11 protein-coding genes are annotated in these 12,892 nt (G+C 74.3%); 5 read left to right on the top strand and 6 right to left on the bottom strand.

What is annotated here, in order from left to right:
• Positions 1-67: 67 nt before the first annotated feature.
• The 3 genes from ACZ3J7_RS02630 to ACZ3J7_RS02620 all read right to left on the bottom strand — a co-directional run bounded on the left by ACZ3J7_RS02630 (position 68) and on the right by ACZ3J7_RS02620 (position 3,127).
• Positions 68-862 carry an ABC transporter permease gene (locus tag ACZ3J7_RS02630; RefSeq protein ID WP_465616070.1) on the bottom strand — a complete coding sequence of 265 codons (795 nt, stop codon included), beginning with the start codon at positions 860-862 and terminating at the stop codon, positions 68-70.
• Positions 859-1,824 carry an ABC transporter ATP-binding protein gene (locus ACZ3J7_RS02625; protein ID WP_465616068.1) on the bottom strand — a complete coding sequence of 322 codons (966 nt, stop codon included), beginning with the start codon at positions 1,822-1,824 and terminating at the stop codon, positions 859-861. The genes ACZ3J7_RS02630 and ACZ3J7_RS02625 overlap by 4 nt, the downstream gene beginning before the upstream one ends.
• 76 nt (positions 1,825-1,900) lie before the next feature.
• Positions 1,901-3,127 carry an NYN domain-containing protein gene (locus ACZ3J7_RS02620; RefSeq protein ID WP_465616561.1) on the bottom strand — a complete coding sequence of 409 codons (1,227 nt, stop codon included), beginning with the start codon at positions 3,125-3,127 and terminating at the stop codon, positions 1,901-1,903.
• Positions 3,128-3,456: 329 nt separating this feature from the next.
• Between ACZ3J7_RS02620 and ACZ3J7_RS02615 the strand changes: the two genes are divergently transcribed.
• Positions 3,457-4,248 carry a hypothetical protein gene (locus ACZ3J7_RS02615; RefSeq protein WP_465616066.1) on the top strand — a complete coding sequence of 264 codons (792 nt, stop codon included), beginning with the start codon at positions 3,457-3,459 and terminating at the stop codon, positions 4,246-4,248.
• Positions 4,249-4,312: 64 nt separating this feature from the next.
• Here the strand turns inward: ACZ3J7_RS02615 and ACZ3J7_RS02610 are convergent, their stop codons facing one another.
• Positions 4,313-5,341 carry an aspartate-semialdehyde dehydrogenase gene (locus tag ACZ3J7_RS02610; RefSeq protein WP_465616064.1) on the bottom strand — a complete coding sequence of 343 codons (1,029 nt, stop codon included), beginning with the start codon at positions 5,339-5,341 and terminating at the stop codon, positions 4,313-4,315.
• A gap of 169 nt (positions 5,342-5,510) precedes the next feature.
• Complete coding sequence (locus tag ACZ3J7_RS02605; protein WP_465616062.1) at positions 5,511-6,380, bottom strand: dihydrodipicolinate synthase family protein; 870 nt, start codon at positions 6,378-6,380, stop codon at positions 5,511-5,513.
• Between the two features lie 29 nt (positions 6,381-6,409).
• Between ACZ3J7_RS02605 and ACZ3J7_RS02600 the strand changes: the two genes are divergently transcribed.
• The 3 genes from ACZ3J7_RS02600 to ACZ3J7_RS02590 all read left to right on the top strand — a co-directional run bounded on the left by ACZ3J7_RS02600 (position 6,410) and on the right by ACZ3J7_RS02590 (position 8,409).
• Entirely contained in the window at positions 6,410-7,294 is an 885-nt protein-coding gene (locus ACZ3J7_RS02600; protein ID WP_465616060.1) for a LysR family transcriptional regulator, read from the top strand.
• A gap of 38 nt (positions 7,295-7,332) precedes the next feature.
• Positions 7,333-7,782, top strand: a complete 450-nt coding sequence (locus tag ACZ3J7_RS02595) for a type II toxin-antitoxin system PemK/MazF family toxin (protein WP_465616058.1) — start codon at positions 7,333-7,335, stop codon at positions 7,780-7,782.
• Positions 7,783-7,872: 90 nt separating this feature from the next.
• Positions 7,873-8,409 carry an RDD family protein gene (locus ACZ3J7_RS02590; RefSeq protein WP_465616056.1) on the top strand — a complete coding sequence of 179 codons (537 nt, stop codon included), beginning with the start codon at positions 7,873-7,875 and terminating at the stop codon, positions 8,407-8,409.
• 60 nt (positions 8,410-8,469) lie between these two features.
• Here the strand turns inward: ACZ3J7_RS02590 and dnaE are convergent, their stop codons facing one another.
• Complete coding sequence (gene dnaE, locus ACZ3J7_RS02585; RefSeq protein ID WP_465616055.1) at positions 8,470-12,003, bottom strand: DNA polymerase III subunit alpha; 3,534 nt, start codon at positions 12,001-12,003, stop codon at positions 8,470-8,472.
• A 187-nt stretch (positions 12,004-12,190) separates the two neighbouring features.
• On the opposite strand from dnaE, the gene ACZ3J7_RS02580 reads away from it, so the two are divergent.
• Positions 12,191-12,889 carry a hypothetical protein gene (locus ACZ3J7_RS02580; RefSeq protein WP_465616053.1) on the top strand — a complete coding sequence of 233 codons (699 nt, stop codon included), beginning with the start codon at positions 12,191-12,193 and terminating at the stop codon, positions 12,887-12,889.
• Positions 12,890-12,892 lie beyond the last annotated feature (3 nt).

The raw sequence follows: 12,892 nt of genomic DNA, 5'->3' as shown, positions 1-12,892 counted from the left end.
GTTCACCCGGAGCGGTGCCGCTCCCGTCCGACCAGCAGCCCGGCGCGTCGCCCGCCCCCGCCGGGGGCTACCTCGCGGCGCGCCGGTAGGCCCAGGTGGCGAGGGTGAGCGAGGCCAGGCCGACCGCGCCGCAGACGCCGAGGTCGAGCAGGACGCGGGCCCAGTCGGGATCGGGGGCGAAGGTGAGGGCGAGGGCGTCGACGCCGTAGCTGGAGGGGAGCAGGTCGCGCAGCCACTGCACCGGCTCGGGGAGCCGGGAGGCGGGCAGGACGCCGAGCAGCAGGGCGGCGGACATGCCGAGCTGTCCGGCGAGGGTGGCGAGCTCCTGGCGGGGGGCGAGCAGTCCGAGCGCGGCGCCGAGGCCGGCCAGCGCCGCGCCGGAGAGCGGGATGACGGCCAGCAGGATCCACAGCCGGCCGAGCGGCAGGTCGAACATCCAGCTGCCGAGGCCGGCGGTGGCGAACACGCCGGGGACGGTGAAGGAGGCGTACGCGGCGGCGGTGCCGAGGACGACGGAGGCGGGCGGCACCGGCAGCGTCGCGTAGTGGTCGAGGCCGCCGGTGGCGCGCAGCTTGCCGAAGTACTGGGCGAGCAGGTTGAGCGCGACGAAGGCGACGACCAGGACGGCGGAGCCGGCCACCACGGCGTGCGCGGAGGGGTTGTCGCCGGGGTCGACGACGCCGCGCATCATCACCAGGATGCCGACCGACTGGAAGGTGGCGACGAACAGCAGCGGGATCCGGGAGACCTTGGCGCGGGCCAGCTGGGCCCGGTAGACGGCGGCCAGCGCGGGCAGCAGCCGGGCGGCGGGGGCGAGCGGCGCGGGCGCGGTGCTGACCGCGGGGGCGTCGAGCAGGGTCATCGGGCGAGTCCTCCGGGCCGTCCGCCGAGTCGGAGGTAGGCGTCCTCCAGGGTGGGGGTGGCGAGGGTGAAGTCGTCGAGGGCGGCGAAGGCGGGGCCGGTGGTGACGGCGGCGACCAGTTCGCGGGCCTCCTCGGGGGTGGTGCGCAGGGTCCAGCGGCGGCCGGTGCGCTCGGCGCGTTCGGCGAGGGCGGCGACGGCGGGGACGGTCAGCGGGGCGTCGGTGCGCCAGACCAGGTCGAGCCGGACGTGGCCGTCGACCAGGGCCTTGAGGCCGCCGGGCGTGTCGCAGGCGATGACCCGGCCGGCGTCGATCACGGCGACCCGGTCGAGGACGGTCTCGGCCTCGATGACGTTGTGGGTGACCAGCAGCACGGTGGTGCCGCGTTCGGCGCGGCGGCGGTCGACGGCGCTCCAGACGGCGCGGCGGGCGACCGGGTCCATGCCGGTGGTGGGTTCGTCCAGGACCAGCAGCGGACGGTCGCCGATCAGCACGGCGGCCAGGCAGGCGAGGCGGCGCTGGCCGCCGGAGAGCTTGGCGAGCGGGCGGTGGGCGAGCGCTTCGAGGCCGAGCTCGGTGATGACGTCGGCGGTCTCGGCGCGGGCGGCGGCCCGGCCGAGGCCGCGCAGCCGGCCGGTGGTCTCGGCGGCGAGGGCGACGGTGAGCTCGTCGAGGGCGGTGGACTCCTGGCCGAGGTAGCCGAGCAGGCGGGCGGCCCGTTCGGGGTGCCGGACGATGTCGTGGCCGAGCAGGTCGATCCGTCCGGCGTCGGGGCGGAGCAGTCCGGTGAGCTGGCGGACCAGGGTGGACTTGCCGGCGCCGTTGGGCCCGAGCAGGCCGAACACCTCGCCGCGTCCGACGGCGAGGTCGATGCCGTCGTTGGCCCTGACCTCGGTGCCGCCCGTCCGGTAGGTCTTGACCAGGCCGCTGACCGTGCAGCAGCCCTGAGGTGCCTTGCTCACGACGGAAGACTCTACGCGCCGTAAGGGACGTTCCGGACACGCGGGGTCGGCGCGGGGCCGGGGCGGGCGCCGGGCGTCAGCGGTCCTCCAGCGCCTCCGGGTGGTGGCGGGTGTCGGGGACGCGGGCGGCGAGCTCCTTCCAGAAGCCCTCCCGGATGGCGTACCTGTCCTGCTCGTCGATCTGGTCCTCCTTGTGCGCGAGCAGGCCGAACCGGGCGGCGTAGCGGAGCAGTTCGCCGTCCAGGCGGTGCGGGATGCGCGGGTGGTCGGTCCACAGCGGGCCGGGGTGCTCGGTGGCGGGGAGGCGGTCCAGCCAGCGGCGGGCGAAGACCTGGCCGACCTCCTGCGGGTCGCCGCCGACGCTGGTGATGTCCTCCTCGCGGTCGGCCCAGCGCTGGGCGGAGGTGGTCAGCCGGTCCAGGGTGGGCAGCGCGTCGGCGGCGGTGGCGGGGGCGTCGGCGCGGTCGACCCAGCCCCGGTCGGAGGACCAGCGCAGCACCGGCCCGGCGGCGGCGGACGCGGCGGGGACGGGGGCGGGGACGGGCGGCGGGGCGGCGCGTCCGGCCAGGTCCTTGGGGGTGGGGATGACCCGCAGCGGGGTGGCCCGGGCGGCGGCGGGCGCGGGCCCGGCGGGCACCGGAGCGCCGGGCGCGGGGACGGGCACCGGCCGGGGACGCGGCGCGGCGACCGGCCCGGCGGCGGGCAGCACGGTGACGGGGACGACGGCCGCGGCCGCGGCGGGCACGGCGGCGGTCTCCCGCGGACGGGCCCAGCGCTGGATCCAGGCCCGGTCCAGCACCCGGCGCTCGTCGGCCTCGCCGACCAGCTCCTCGGACTGGTTGAAGTCCCCGTCCGCGGCCTCCAGCGCCCACAGGTGCACCGCGACGCCGTGCTCCTTCGCCGAGGCGACGCCGGGCAGCAGGTCGCCGTCCCCGGTGACCAGCACGATGTCCGCGCAGGCGTGGTTGCGGGCCAGCTCGCTCAGCTCGGCGTGCATCGCGGCGTCCACGCCCTTCTGCACCCAGCGGCCCTCGGCCCTGGTCAGCGCGCCCAGCCGGACGGTGACCCGGGGCAGCACCCGCAGCCTGCGGTGCTCGGGGGCGGGGCGGCGGTCGACGGCCGCGTCGAACCAGTAGATCCGCAGCAGCGGCAGCCCGGTCTCGGCCTCGGCGCGTTCGCGCAGCGCGGCGATCAGCACCGGGTGGTCGACGGCGATCCGGGAACGGCCGGGCTCCCCCGCGAGCAGGCTGGCGGCCGCCCCCAGCAGGTAGCCCGCGTCGACCAGGACGACGCAGCGGTCCATCTCCGGCACCTCCTCCTCGGCCCGGCCCCCGACGGCAGTGCCCCGCCCGGCGGCCCGGCGACCGTTGGGCACACCTTTACCCTCCGCTCGCCGACCGAACCGCCCGGCCCCCGCCCTCTCCCTACTCCCTCCCCGCGCCGCAGGCACCCACCGCAGGCACCCGCCGCAGGCACCCGCCGCAGGCACCCCTCCCTCCCCCACCCCCGGCGTCCGGCCCGCCGCCCACCCTTCCCTCGCCTCCTCCCCTCCCCTCATCCCTCCTCACGCCGCAGGCGCCCCTCCCTCCCCCACCCCCCGGCGTCCGGCCCGACCCTGGATACTGGGACACCGTGCGGAAGAGTGCGGTGGCGTTGGGCGCGGTGGCGGCGGTCGGGACGGTGGCCGTGGTGCTGGTGCCGGCGACCGCGCCGGAGACCTCCAGCGGGGACGCGACGCTGCTGTCGGTGGTCGTCAACGGCGGCCGGACGGTCGAGCTGGGCCCGGCCGAGAGCCGCACCGTCACCGTGGAGGTGACCGCGCGTGACCGTTCGGGCATCCGGGCGGTGGACCCGATCGGCCTGTGGGGGCCGAACTACGCGGCGCTGGAGGTCGGTCCGATGGCCTGCGTGCCGCTGGACCCGGCCGGGACGACGGCCCGGTGCAGCGGGGAGGCGACGGTGGCGGCGACCTCCCGGGCGCTGTTCGACGACCAGGCGGGCACCTGGTTCGTCGACCTGCGGATCCGGGCGGGGGACGGCGACCGGTACGTGTCGAAGAACGCCGCCGGGTTCTCGCTGAAGCGCGCCGCGCGGATCGACGACGCGGCCGCGCCGGCCCGGGTCGCGGCGGACGGGGCGGTGACGGTCCGGGGCCGCCTGCTGCGCGCCGACTGGGACCGCGGCGCGGACGTGCCGCAGTACGGCGCCACCGCGTACCTGCAGTTCCGTCCGGCGGGCGGCAGCACCTGGACGACGGTGGCGGCGACGGGCGCGGACGCCGAGGGCCTGCTGTCGTTGAACGTGCCGGTGCGCGGGCCGGGGACGTTCCAGTGGTACGCGCCGGGTGACAAGTGGACGGCGGGCGCGCTCTCCGCGGAGCTCCCGCTCGCGGTGGACGGGCCGACGCCCCACCCGGGGCAGTGAGCGCGGAAGGGCCCCGGGCGGCTGCCCGGGGCCCTTCGCGCGTCACCGCGTCACCGCGCCACGCTCAGCCGCGCAGCTCGGCCGCGACCAGCTCGGCGATCTGCACGGCGTTGAGCGCCGCGCCCTTGCGCAGGTTGTCGTTGGAGAGGAACAGCGACAGGCCGTGCTCGACGGTCTCGTCGGCGCGGATCCGGCCGACGTAGCTCGGGTCCTGGCCGGCCGCCTGCAGCGGGGTGGGGATGTCGGTCAGCTGGACGCCGGGGGCGCCGGTCAGCAGCTCGACGGCGCGCTCGGGGGCGAGCGGGCGGGCGAAGCGGGCGTTGACCTGGAGCGAGTGGCCGGTGAAGACCGGGACGCGCACGCAGGTACCGGAGACCTTCAGCTCGGGGATGCCGAGGATCTTGCGGCTCTCGTGGCGGAGCTTCTGCTCCTCGTCGGTCTCGTTGCTGCCGTCGTCGACGACCGACCCGGCGAGCGGGACGACGTTGAACGCGATCGGGCGCTGGTAGACGCCGGGCGCCGGGTACTCGACGGCGGCGCCGTCGTGGACGAGCGCGGTGGCGCCGTCGACGACCTTGCGGGCCTGCTCGTGCAGCTCGGAGACGCCGGCCAGGCCGGAGCCGGAGACCGCCTGGTAGGTGGAGACCACCAGGGCGACCAGCTCGGACTCCTCGTGCAGCGGGCGCAGCACGGGCATCGCGGCCATGGTGGTGCAGTTCGGGTTGGCGATGATGCCCTTGGGGCGGTCGGCGATCGCGTCGGGGTTGACCTCGGCGACGACCAGCGGGACCTCGGGGTCGCGGCGCCAGGCGGAGGAGTTGTCGATGACGACGGCTCCGGCGGCGGCGACCTTGGGGGCCAGCGCCTTGGAGGTGGCGCCGCCCGCCGAGAAGACCACGATGTCCAGGCCGCTGTAGTCGGCCGTGGCGGCGTCCTCGACGGTGACCTCGGTGTCCTTCCACGGCAGGGCGCGCCCCGCCGAGCGGGCCGAGGCGAACAGCCGCAGCTGCTCGACCGGGAAGTCCCGCTGCGCCAGGATCTCGCGGACCACGCCGCCGACCTGACCGGTGGCACCTACGATGCCGATCCTCATCCGTCTCTCCTCCTGCTACCGGTTGTGCCGGTTGTCCCGGCCCATCATGCCTTGTCAGAGCGGGTTTCGGTGGGGGCGTCCCAAAGCGTGAACGCTTCCCGTCCGCGGCGGAAATCCCTCCTGTGAGGGGCCTTTCCCGCCGGAAATCCTGCGTGCGATCCGGCGCCGCTCAGTCGTGGGCGAGCAGCGGCAGTCGCACCGCGGGGGTCGGGATCCGCCCGGCGCGGTGCAGCAGCGCCTTGAGCGCGGTCGGGTTGGGGCCGGCGAAGGCGGCGCGGGAGAGTGCGGCGAGTTCGGCGCCGAGCTTGCGGGCGAGCGCGGCGTCGCCGTCCTGCCAGGCCCGGTGCAGGGCGACGAAGCGGGCGGTCTCCAGGTGCGCGGAGGCGAGCATGCCGCCGTCGGCGCCGAGGGCGAGCAGCGGGGAGAGGAACAGGTCGTCGCCGGCCATGACGCCGCGCGGTTCGGCGGCGAGCAGGGCCACGGTCTCCTCGTCGATGCCGCCGGGCGCGTACTTGACCCCGGCGACGCCGGGCAGCGCGAGCAGTTCCAGCAGGGCGGCGGCGCCGAGCGGCTGCCCGGTGCGGTAGGGGATGTGGTAGATCACCAGCGGCAGCGGGCTGTCCTCGGCGAGCGCCCGGAAGTGGGCGAGGACGCCGGCCTCGCCGGGGCGGACGAACGCGGGGACGGCGACCAGCGCGGCGTCGGCCCGGCCGGCCAGCGCGGTGAGCGCCTCGGCGGTGCGGGCGGTGCCGCCGTGCCCGGTGCCGACGGTGAGGACGGCGCCGTGCGCGTCGGCGGCCCGGCGGCAGACCTCGACCACGGCGTCCTGTTCGGCGGCGGTGAGCGAGCCGGGTTCGCCGGTGGTGCCGAGGGCGACGAGTCCGGCGGCGCCGGCTTCCAGGCTGTCGTGGGCGAGCCGTTCCAGGGCGTCGAGGGCGAGGGCGCCGTCGGCGGTGAAGGGCGTGACCAGCGGGACGTGGATGCCGTGGAGTTCCATGCGGGAAGCCTGCCGGGCGGCGACCGTGCGGGTCCAGTTCACGTTTCCGATGCTTCTCGTAAGCTTGGCCGATGCTCGATGTGCGAAGGCTGCGGTTGCTGCGCGAACTGGCCCACCACGGGACGATCGCGGCGGTCGCGGAGGCGTTGGCGTTCAGCCCCTCGGCGGTGTCCCAGCAGTTGTCGGTGCTGGAGCGGGAGGCGGGGGTGCCGCTGCTGGAGCGGACCGGGCGGCGGGTGGCGCTGACCCCGGCGGGGCGGAACCTGGTGCGGCACACCGAGGCGGTGCTGGAGCTGCTGGAGCGGGCCGGTGCCGAGCTGGCGCACGCCCGGACGGGGCTGGCGGGGCCGCTGCGGATCGGCGCCTACCCGTCCGCGGTGCGTGCGATTGTTCCCGCGGCGCTGGCGGAACTGGCCTCCCGGCACCCGGAGTTGGAGGCGATGGTGACCGAGGTCGACCCGGCCGCGGTGGCCGGGTCGCTGCGCGCGGGCGAGCTGGACGTGGCGCTGGTGCACGAGTACGACCTGGTGCCGGGCGAGCCGGAGGACGGGATCGCGCTGACCGGGCCGGTGTTCGCCGAGCCGCTGTACCTGGCGGCCCGCTCGGCCGCCCCGCTGGCCGGGCACCGGGACAGTCCGTGGATCACCTCGCCGGTCGGCACGCTGTGCCACGCGATGGTCCAGGGGGTGTGCCGGTCGGCGGGGTTCAGTCCGCGGGTGCGGCACCGGGTGGACGACTTCGCCGCCCAGCTGGCCCTGGTCGCGGTGGGCCAGGGGGTGGCGCTGGTGCCGCACCTGGGCATCGACCGCTGCCCGCCGGGCGTCACGCTGACCCGCCTGCCGCTGTACCGGCGCACCCGCACCGCGTTCCGGGCCGGCGGCGCGGCCCACCCGGCGGTGGCGGCCTTCGCGGCGGCCCTGCACGCGGCCGTCCCCGCCGAACTCCGCTCGGCCTGACCCTCCCGCCGTCCACGGGTGATCGCTACCCTTCCGGCATGCGTCAGTTGAACGAGGAGCAGGAGCAGCCGGGCCGGTCCGGGCCGGACGCCACGGTGGAGGTCCGGGCCGAGCGGGTCGGGGCGGTGCGCACCGAGTACGCGCCGGACCACGACGGCGACCCGGACCCGGGCGAGATCGTCTGGACCTGGGTGCCGTACGAGGAGAACGACGGCCGGGGCAAGGACCGGCCGGTGCTGGTGGTGGCGCGGGAGGCGGGCGGTTCGCTGCTGACGGTGATGCTCTCCAGCAAGGGCCACGCCGACGACCGGGACTGGGTGCCGCTGGGCGCCGGGCCGTGGGACCGCAGCGGGCGGGACTCCTGGGTGGCGCTGGACCGGGTGTTCCGGGTACGGGACGGCGGGATGCGGCGCGAGGCGTGCGCCCTGGACCGGGCCCGGTTCCAGCTGGTGGTCGACGCGTTGAAGCGCCGTTACCACTGGCGCTGAGTAACGATTGTCGGATCGTCCTTTCCACGTTCACCCCATTACCGGTACAACGGCTCCAGGATTCCCCACAGTTGAGCTGGAGTCGTACGCATGAGCAGCAGCACTCCCCCCGGCTACGAACCGCAGAAGGACCCGTACGGCCAGTACGCGCAGGGCGGGGGGCTCCCGGGGTGGCTCGCCCCGGCCCCGGCTCCCGGCTACCCGCCGGCCCCGGGCGCCCGGGTGCTGGCCACGCCGGGGGACCGCCTGCTGGCCCGGCTGATCGACGCGGCGGTCCTGTTCGTGCCGCTCCTCGTCCTGAACCTCCTCACCCCCGGCTACTACCTGGGCTTCGTGGTCGACGCCGTGGTCCTCGCGGCCTACGAGGGCGCCATGCTGCTGACCCGGCACGGGCAGACCATCGGCAAGAAGGTCATGGACCTCCGGGTGGTCAGCGCCGCGACCGGCGGCCGCCCGACCGACAACGAGCTGTGGACCCGGGTCGCGATCTACGCCGGCCCGGGCGCGGTGCCGGTCGTCGGCGGCCTGTTCTCGGCGGTCAACGCGCTGTCCCTGCTCTGGGACAAGCCGCTCCAGCAGTGCTTCCACGACAAGGGCGCCAAGACCGTGGTGGTCAAGGAGCACTGACCCGTCCGCACGTGTGCGGGGCCCCGGCGGAGCGCGCGTTCCGCCGGGGCCCCCGCGCGTTCAGCTCGCCAGGCAGCTCGGCCCGAGCAGCTGCTTGAGGTCGCCGAACAGCGCCGGGTCGGACTTCACCCGGTGCCGGTCCAGCCGCAGCACCACCGTCTTGGCCTCCCCGCGCAGGTGGACGTGCACCTCGGTGCTGCCCCGGTGGCTGCGCAGCACCTCGCCGAGCCGGGTGACGATCGGCGGGGTGAGCCGGTCCTCCGGCACGGTGATCACGATCGGCAGCTGCGCCGTGATGTTGTTCAGGTCGGGCACCGACAGCTCCATGGCCATCAGCCGCGGCACGTCCTCCCGCTTGTCGAGCTTGCCGCGGACGAACACCACGGCGTCCTCGGCCAGTTGGGAGGAGACCAGCTGGTAGCTGGCGGGGAAGAACATGCAGTCGATCGAGCCGGCCAGGTCCTCGACGGTGGCGATCGCCCAGGCGTTGCCCTGCTTGGTCATCTTGCGCTGCAGGCCCGAGATGATGCCGCCGATCGTCACGATGGTGCCGTCCGGCCGTTCGGCGAGGTCGGCGACCGCGCAGTCCGCCTTGTCGGCGAGCACGTGCTCGATGCCGTGCAGCGGGTGCGAGGAGACGTACAGGCCGAGCATCTCGCGCTCCTGGGTGAGCAGGAAGGACTTCTCCCACTCCTCCTCGGTGAACACCACGTCCAGTCCGAAGGACGGCTCGTCCGAGACGGCGTCCCCCCCGAAGAGGTCGAACTGCCCCTCCGCCTCCTTGCGCTTGATCCCGACCACGTTGTCGATCATCGGCTCGAACTGGGCGCTCAGGCCCTTGCGGGTGTGTCCGAGCGAGTCGAACGACCCGGCCTTGATCAGCGACTCGACGGTGCGCTTGTTGCACACCACCGACTCGACCTTCTCCAGGAAGTCCGGGAACGAGGTGTACTTCCCCTTCGCCTTCCGGGTGCGGATCATCGACTCCACCACCGGCCCGCCGACGTTGCGGATCGCGGTCAGGCCGAACCGGACGGTGTCGCTGCCGTGCGGGGTGAAGTCGGCGTCCGACTCGTTGACGTCCGGCGGCAGCACCTGGATGCCCATCTTGCGGCACTCGTTGAGGTAGACCGCGGACTTGTCCTTGTCGTCCTTGACCGAGGTGAGCAGCGCCGACATGTACTCGGCCGGGTAGTTGGCCTTCAGGTACGCCGTCCAGTACGAGACCAGCCCGTAGCCGGCGGTGTGCGCCTTGTTGAAGGCGTAGCCGGAGAACGGGACGAGCACGTCCCAGACCGCCTGGATCGCCGCGTCCGAGTAGCCGCGCTCCCGGCAGCCCCGCTGGAACGGGACGAACTCGGCCTCCAGGATCTCCTTCTTCTTCTTGCCCATCGCGCGGCGCAGCAGGTCGGCCTGGCCGAGCGAGTAGCCGGCCAGGATCTGCGCGGCCTTCTGCACCTGCTCCTGGTAGACGATCAGGCCGTAGGTCGGCTCCAGGATCTCCCGCAGCGGCTCGGCCAGCTCCGGGTGGATCGGGGTGATCTCCTGCTGGCCGTTCTTGCGCAGCGCGTAGTTGGTGTGCGAGTTGACGCCCATCGGGCCGGGCCGGTACAGCGCCAGGACGGCGGAGATGTCCTCGAAGTTGTCGGGCTTCATCAGGCGCAGCAGCGAGCGCATCGGGCCGCCGTCGAGCTGGAAGACGCCCAGCGTGTCGCCGCGGGCGAGGAGTTCGTAGGCGGGCTTGTCGTCGAGCGGCAACTGGAGCAGCTCGATCTTGACGCCCTTGTTCCTCTCGATCGCCTTGACCGCGTCGTCCATGATCGTCAGGTTGCGCAGTCCGAGGAAGTCCATCTTGAGGAGCCCGAGGCCCTCGCAGGTGGGGTAGTCGAACTGGGTGATGGTGACGCCGTCGGTGTGCCGGGTCCACACCGGGATGTGGTCGGTCAGCGGCTCGGCGGACATGATCACGCCGGCCGCGTGCACGCCGGGCTGCCGGATCAGGCCCTCGATGCCGCGCGCGGTGTCGATCACCTTGCGGACGTCGGGGTCGTTCTCGTACAGGCCGCGGATCTCGCCCGCCTCGCCGTAGCGCGGGTGCGCGGGGTCGGTGATGCCGGACAGCGGGATGCCCTTGCCCATCACGTCCGGCGGCATCGCCTTGGTGATCCGGTCGCCCATCGCGTACGGGTAGCCGAGGACCCGCGAGGAGTCCTTGATGGCGGCCTTCGCCTTGATGGTGCCGTACGTGACGATCATGGCGACCTTGTCGGCGCCCCACTTCTCCGTCACGTAGCGGATCACGTCGCCGCGCCGGCGCTCGTCGAAGTCGATGTCGACGTCGGGCATCGAGACGCGCTCGGGGTTGAGGAAGCGCTCGAAGATCAGGCCGTGCGGGATCGGGTCGAGGTCGGTGATGCCCATCGCGTAGGCGACCAGCGAGCCGGCCGCCGAGCCGCGGCCCGGGCCGACCGCGATGCCCTGGCTCTTCGCCCACATGATGAAGTCGGCGACCACCAGGAAGTACGCCGGGAACCCCATCTGGACGATGGTGTCCATCTCGTACTCGGCGAGCCTGCGGTGCTCCTCGTCGTAGCCGCCCGGGAAGCGCCAGTCCATGCCCTCCCAGACCTTGGACCGGAAGAACTCGGCCTCGGACGCGAAGCCCTCCGGGATCGGGAAGCGCGGCATCAGGTTCTTGAACTCGAACATGCCGGCGGTGTCGACCCGCTCGGCGACCAGCAACTGGCTGTTGCGGCAGCCCTCCTGCCAGACGTCCGAGGAGTCCAGGCCGTACATCTCGGCGGCCGACTTGACGTAGTAGCCGGTGCCGTCGAACCGGAACCGGTCCGGGTCGGAGAGGTTCTTGCCGGTCTGCACGCACAGCAGCAGGTCGTGCGCGGCCGCGTCCGCCTCGGTGGTGTAGTGCGAGTCGTTGGTGACCACCGGCGGGATGCCGAGCCGCCGGCCGATCTCGACCAGGCCGTCGCGGACCCGGGTCTCGATCTCCAGGCCGTGGTCCATCAGCTCCAGGAAGTAGTTCTCCCGGCCGAAGATCTCCTGGTACTCGGCGGCCGAGCGGAGCGCCTCGTCGAACTGGCCCAGCCGCAGCCGGGTCTGCACCTCGCCGGACGGGCAGCCGGTGGTGGCCATCAGGCCCGCCGCGTGCTCGGCGATGATCTCCTTGTCCATCCGCGGCCACTTCACCAGCCAGCCCTCGGCGTAGGAGCGCGAGGTCAGCTTGAAGAGGTTGTGCAGGCCCTCCTTGTTCCGGGCCCAGATGGTCTTGTGCGTGTAGGCGCCGGACGCCGAGACGTCGTCCTTCTTCTGGTGCGGCTGCCCCCACAGGATCCGCTTGGTGTTCGACCGGGACTCCGGCGCGACGTACGCCTCGATGCCGATCACCGGGGTGATCCCGGCCGCCGTCGCCTGCTTGTGGAACTCGGCGGCGCCGTACATGTTGCCGTGGTCGGTCATCGCGACGTGGGTCTGCCCCAGCCGCTCGACCTCCTGGAAGAGCTGCTTCAACCGGGCGGCGCCGTCCAGCATCGAGTACTCGGTGTGGACGTGCAGGTGCGCGTACGGCTGGTCGCTCAAGGCGGGGCCTCCGGGGTCCTGGGGGCGGGCTGAAACACATGAGGCCCGAGCCACCACCAGGGCTCGGACCACGGCTTCCGGGTTCGCGCCCCCGAGTCTAATCTCCCCCGCCCCGGGAGGGCCCCGGTGGCGCTCCCGCTCCGCTAGCCTCCCTCCGACACTCGAACTTCCCAGGGGGAACCACCGCATGAGCCACCCACCGCTCCCGTACGCACCACCCCCGTACGGCGCGCCCCCGTACGTCCGGCCCGCCGGCCCGGCCCGGGGGCTGCCCGCCGTCGGCGCGGTGCTGCTGCTGCAGGCCGCCGCGCTGGCCGGGGTCCTGGTGTACGACCTGTCCCAGGGCGGCGCCGACTACCTGCCCACCGCGCTCGGCTTCTCCTACGCCCACGGGGTGGCCGGCCCGGCCGGCTTCGGCGGCGGCTGCGCCGCCTACCTGCTGCTCGTCCTGGTCCTGGCCTTCCGCGCCTTCGCCGGGGCCGCGTGGACCCGGGCCGCCGCCGTGGTGCTCACCGGGGCCTTCGCGTACCCCGTCGTCGGCCAGCTGTGGCTGCTGTTCACCGGCCCGGCCGGCCGGGCCGGCTACGCCACCAGGAGCACCGAGAACCTGCTGCTGACCCTGACCCTCGCGCTGCACGTGCTGGTGTTCGCCGTCGTCGCCCTCACGGTCGCCGCCACCCGCGCCCCCGCCGCCGCCCCGCCCGCCTACCCGCCGCTGCCCTTCGTCCCCGTCCCCGTCCCGGCCCCGGCCGTCCCGCCCGCCTACCCGGCCCCGGCCGTCCCCCCGGCCCCGCTGCCCGGCCCCCCGCTTCCGCCCCCCGCGGACGGCCCCGGCGCCGCGTACGCGTACCCCCCGCCCCCGCCGGCCACCCCGCCGGCGGGCTGAGCG

The organism is Kitasatospora sp. NPDC015121 (assembly GCF_055562955.1).
Note: the sequence above shows the minus strand (reverse complement) of the source record. Positions and strands in the feature narration are given on the sequence as shown.

Excerpts from the sequence above, each read along its gene's own strand:
- ACZ3J7_RS02610 (WP_465616064.1), bottom strand. The coding sequence starts at position 5,341 with ATGAGGATCGGCATCGTAGGTGCCACCGGTCAGGTCGGCGGCGTGGTC.
- ACZ3J7_RS02580 (WP_465616053.1), top strand. The coding sequence starts at position 12,191 with ATGAGCCACCCACCGCTCCCGTACGCACCACCCCCGTACGGCGCGCCC.
- ACZ3J7_RS02620 (WP_465616561.1), bottom strand. The coding sequence starts at position 3,127 with ATGGACCGCTGCGTCGTCCTGGTCGACGCGGGCTACCTGCTGGGGGCG.
- ACZ3J7_RS02590 (WP_465616056.1), top strand. The coding sequence starts at position 7,873 with ATGAGCAGCAGCACTCCCCCCGGCTACGAACCGCAGAAGGACCCGTAC.
- ACZ3J7_RS02630 (WP_465616070.1), bottom strand. The coding sequence starts at position 862 with ATGACCCTGCTCGACGCCCCCGCGGTCAGCACCGCGCCCGCGCCGCTC.
- ACZ3J7_RS02595 (WP_465616058.1), top strand. The coding sequence starts at position 7,333 with ATGCGTCAGTTGAACGAGGAGCAGGAGCAGCCGGGCCGGTCCGGGCCG.
- ACZ3J7_RS02600 (WP_465616060.1), top strand. The coding sequence starts at position 6,410 with ATGCTCGATGTGCGAAGGCTGCGGTTGCTGCGCGAACTGGCCCACCAC.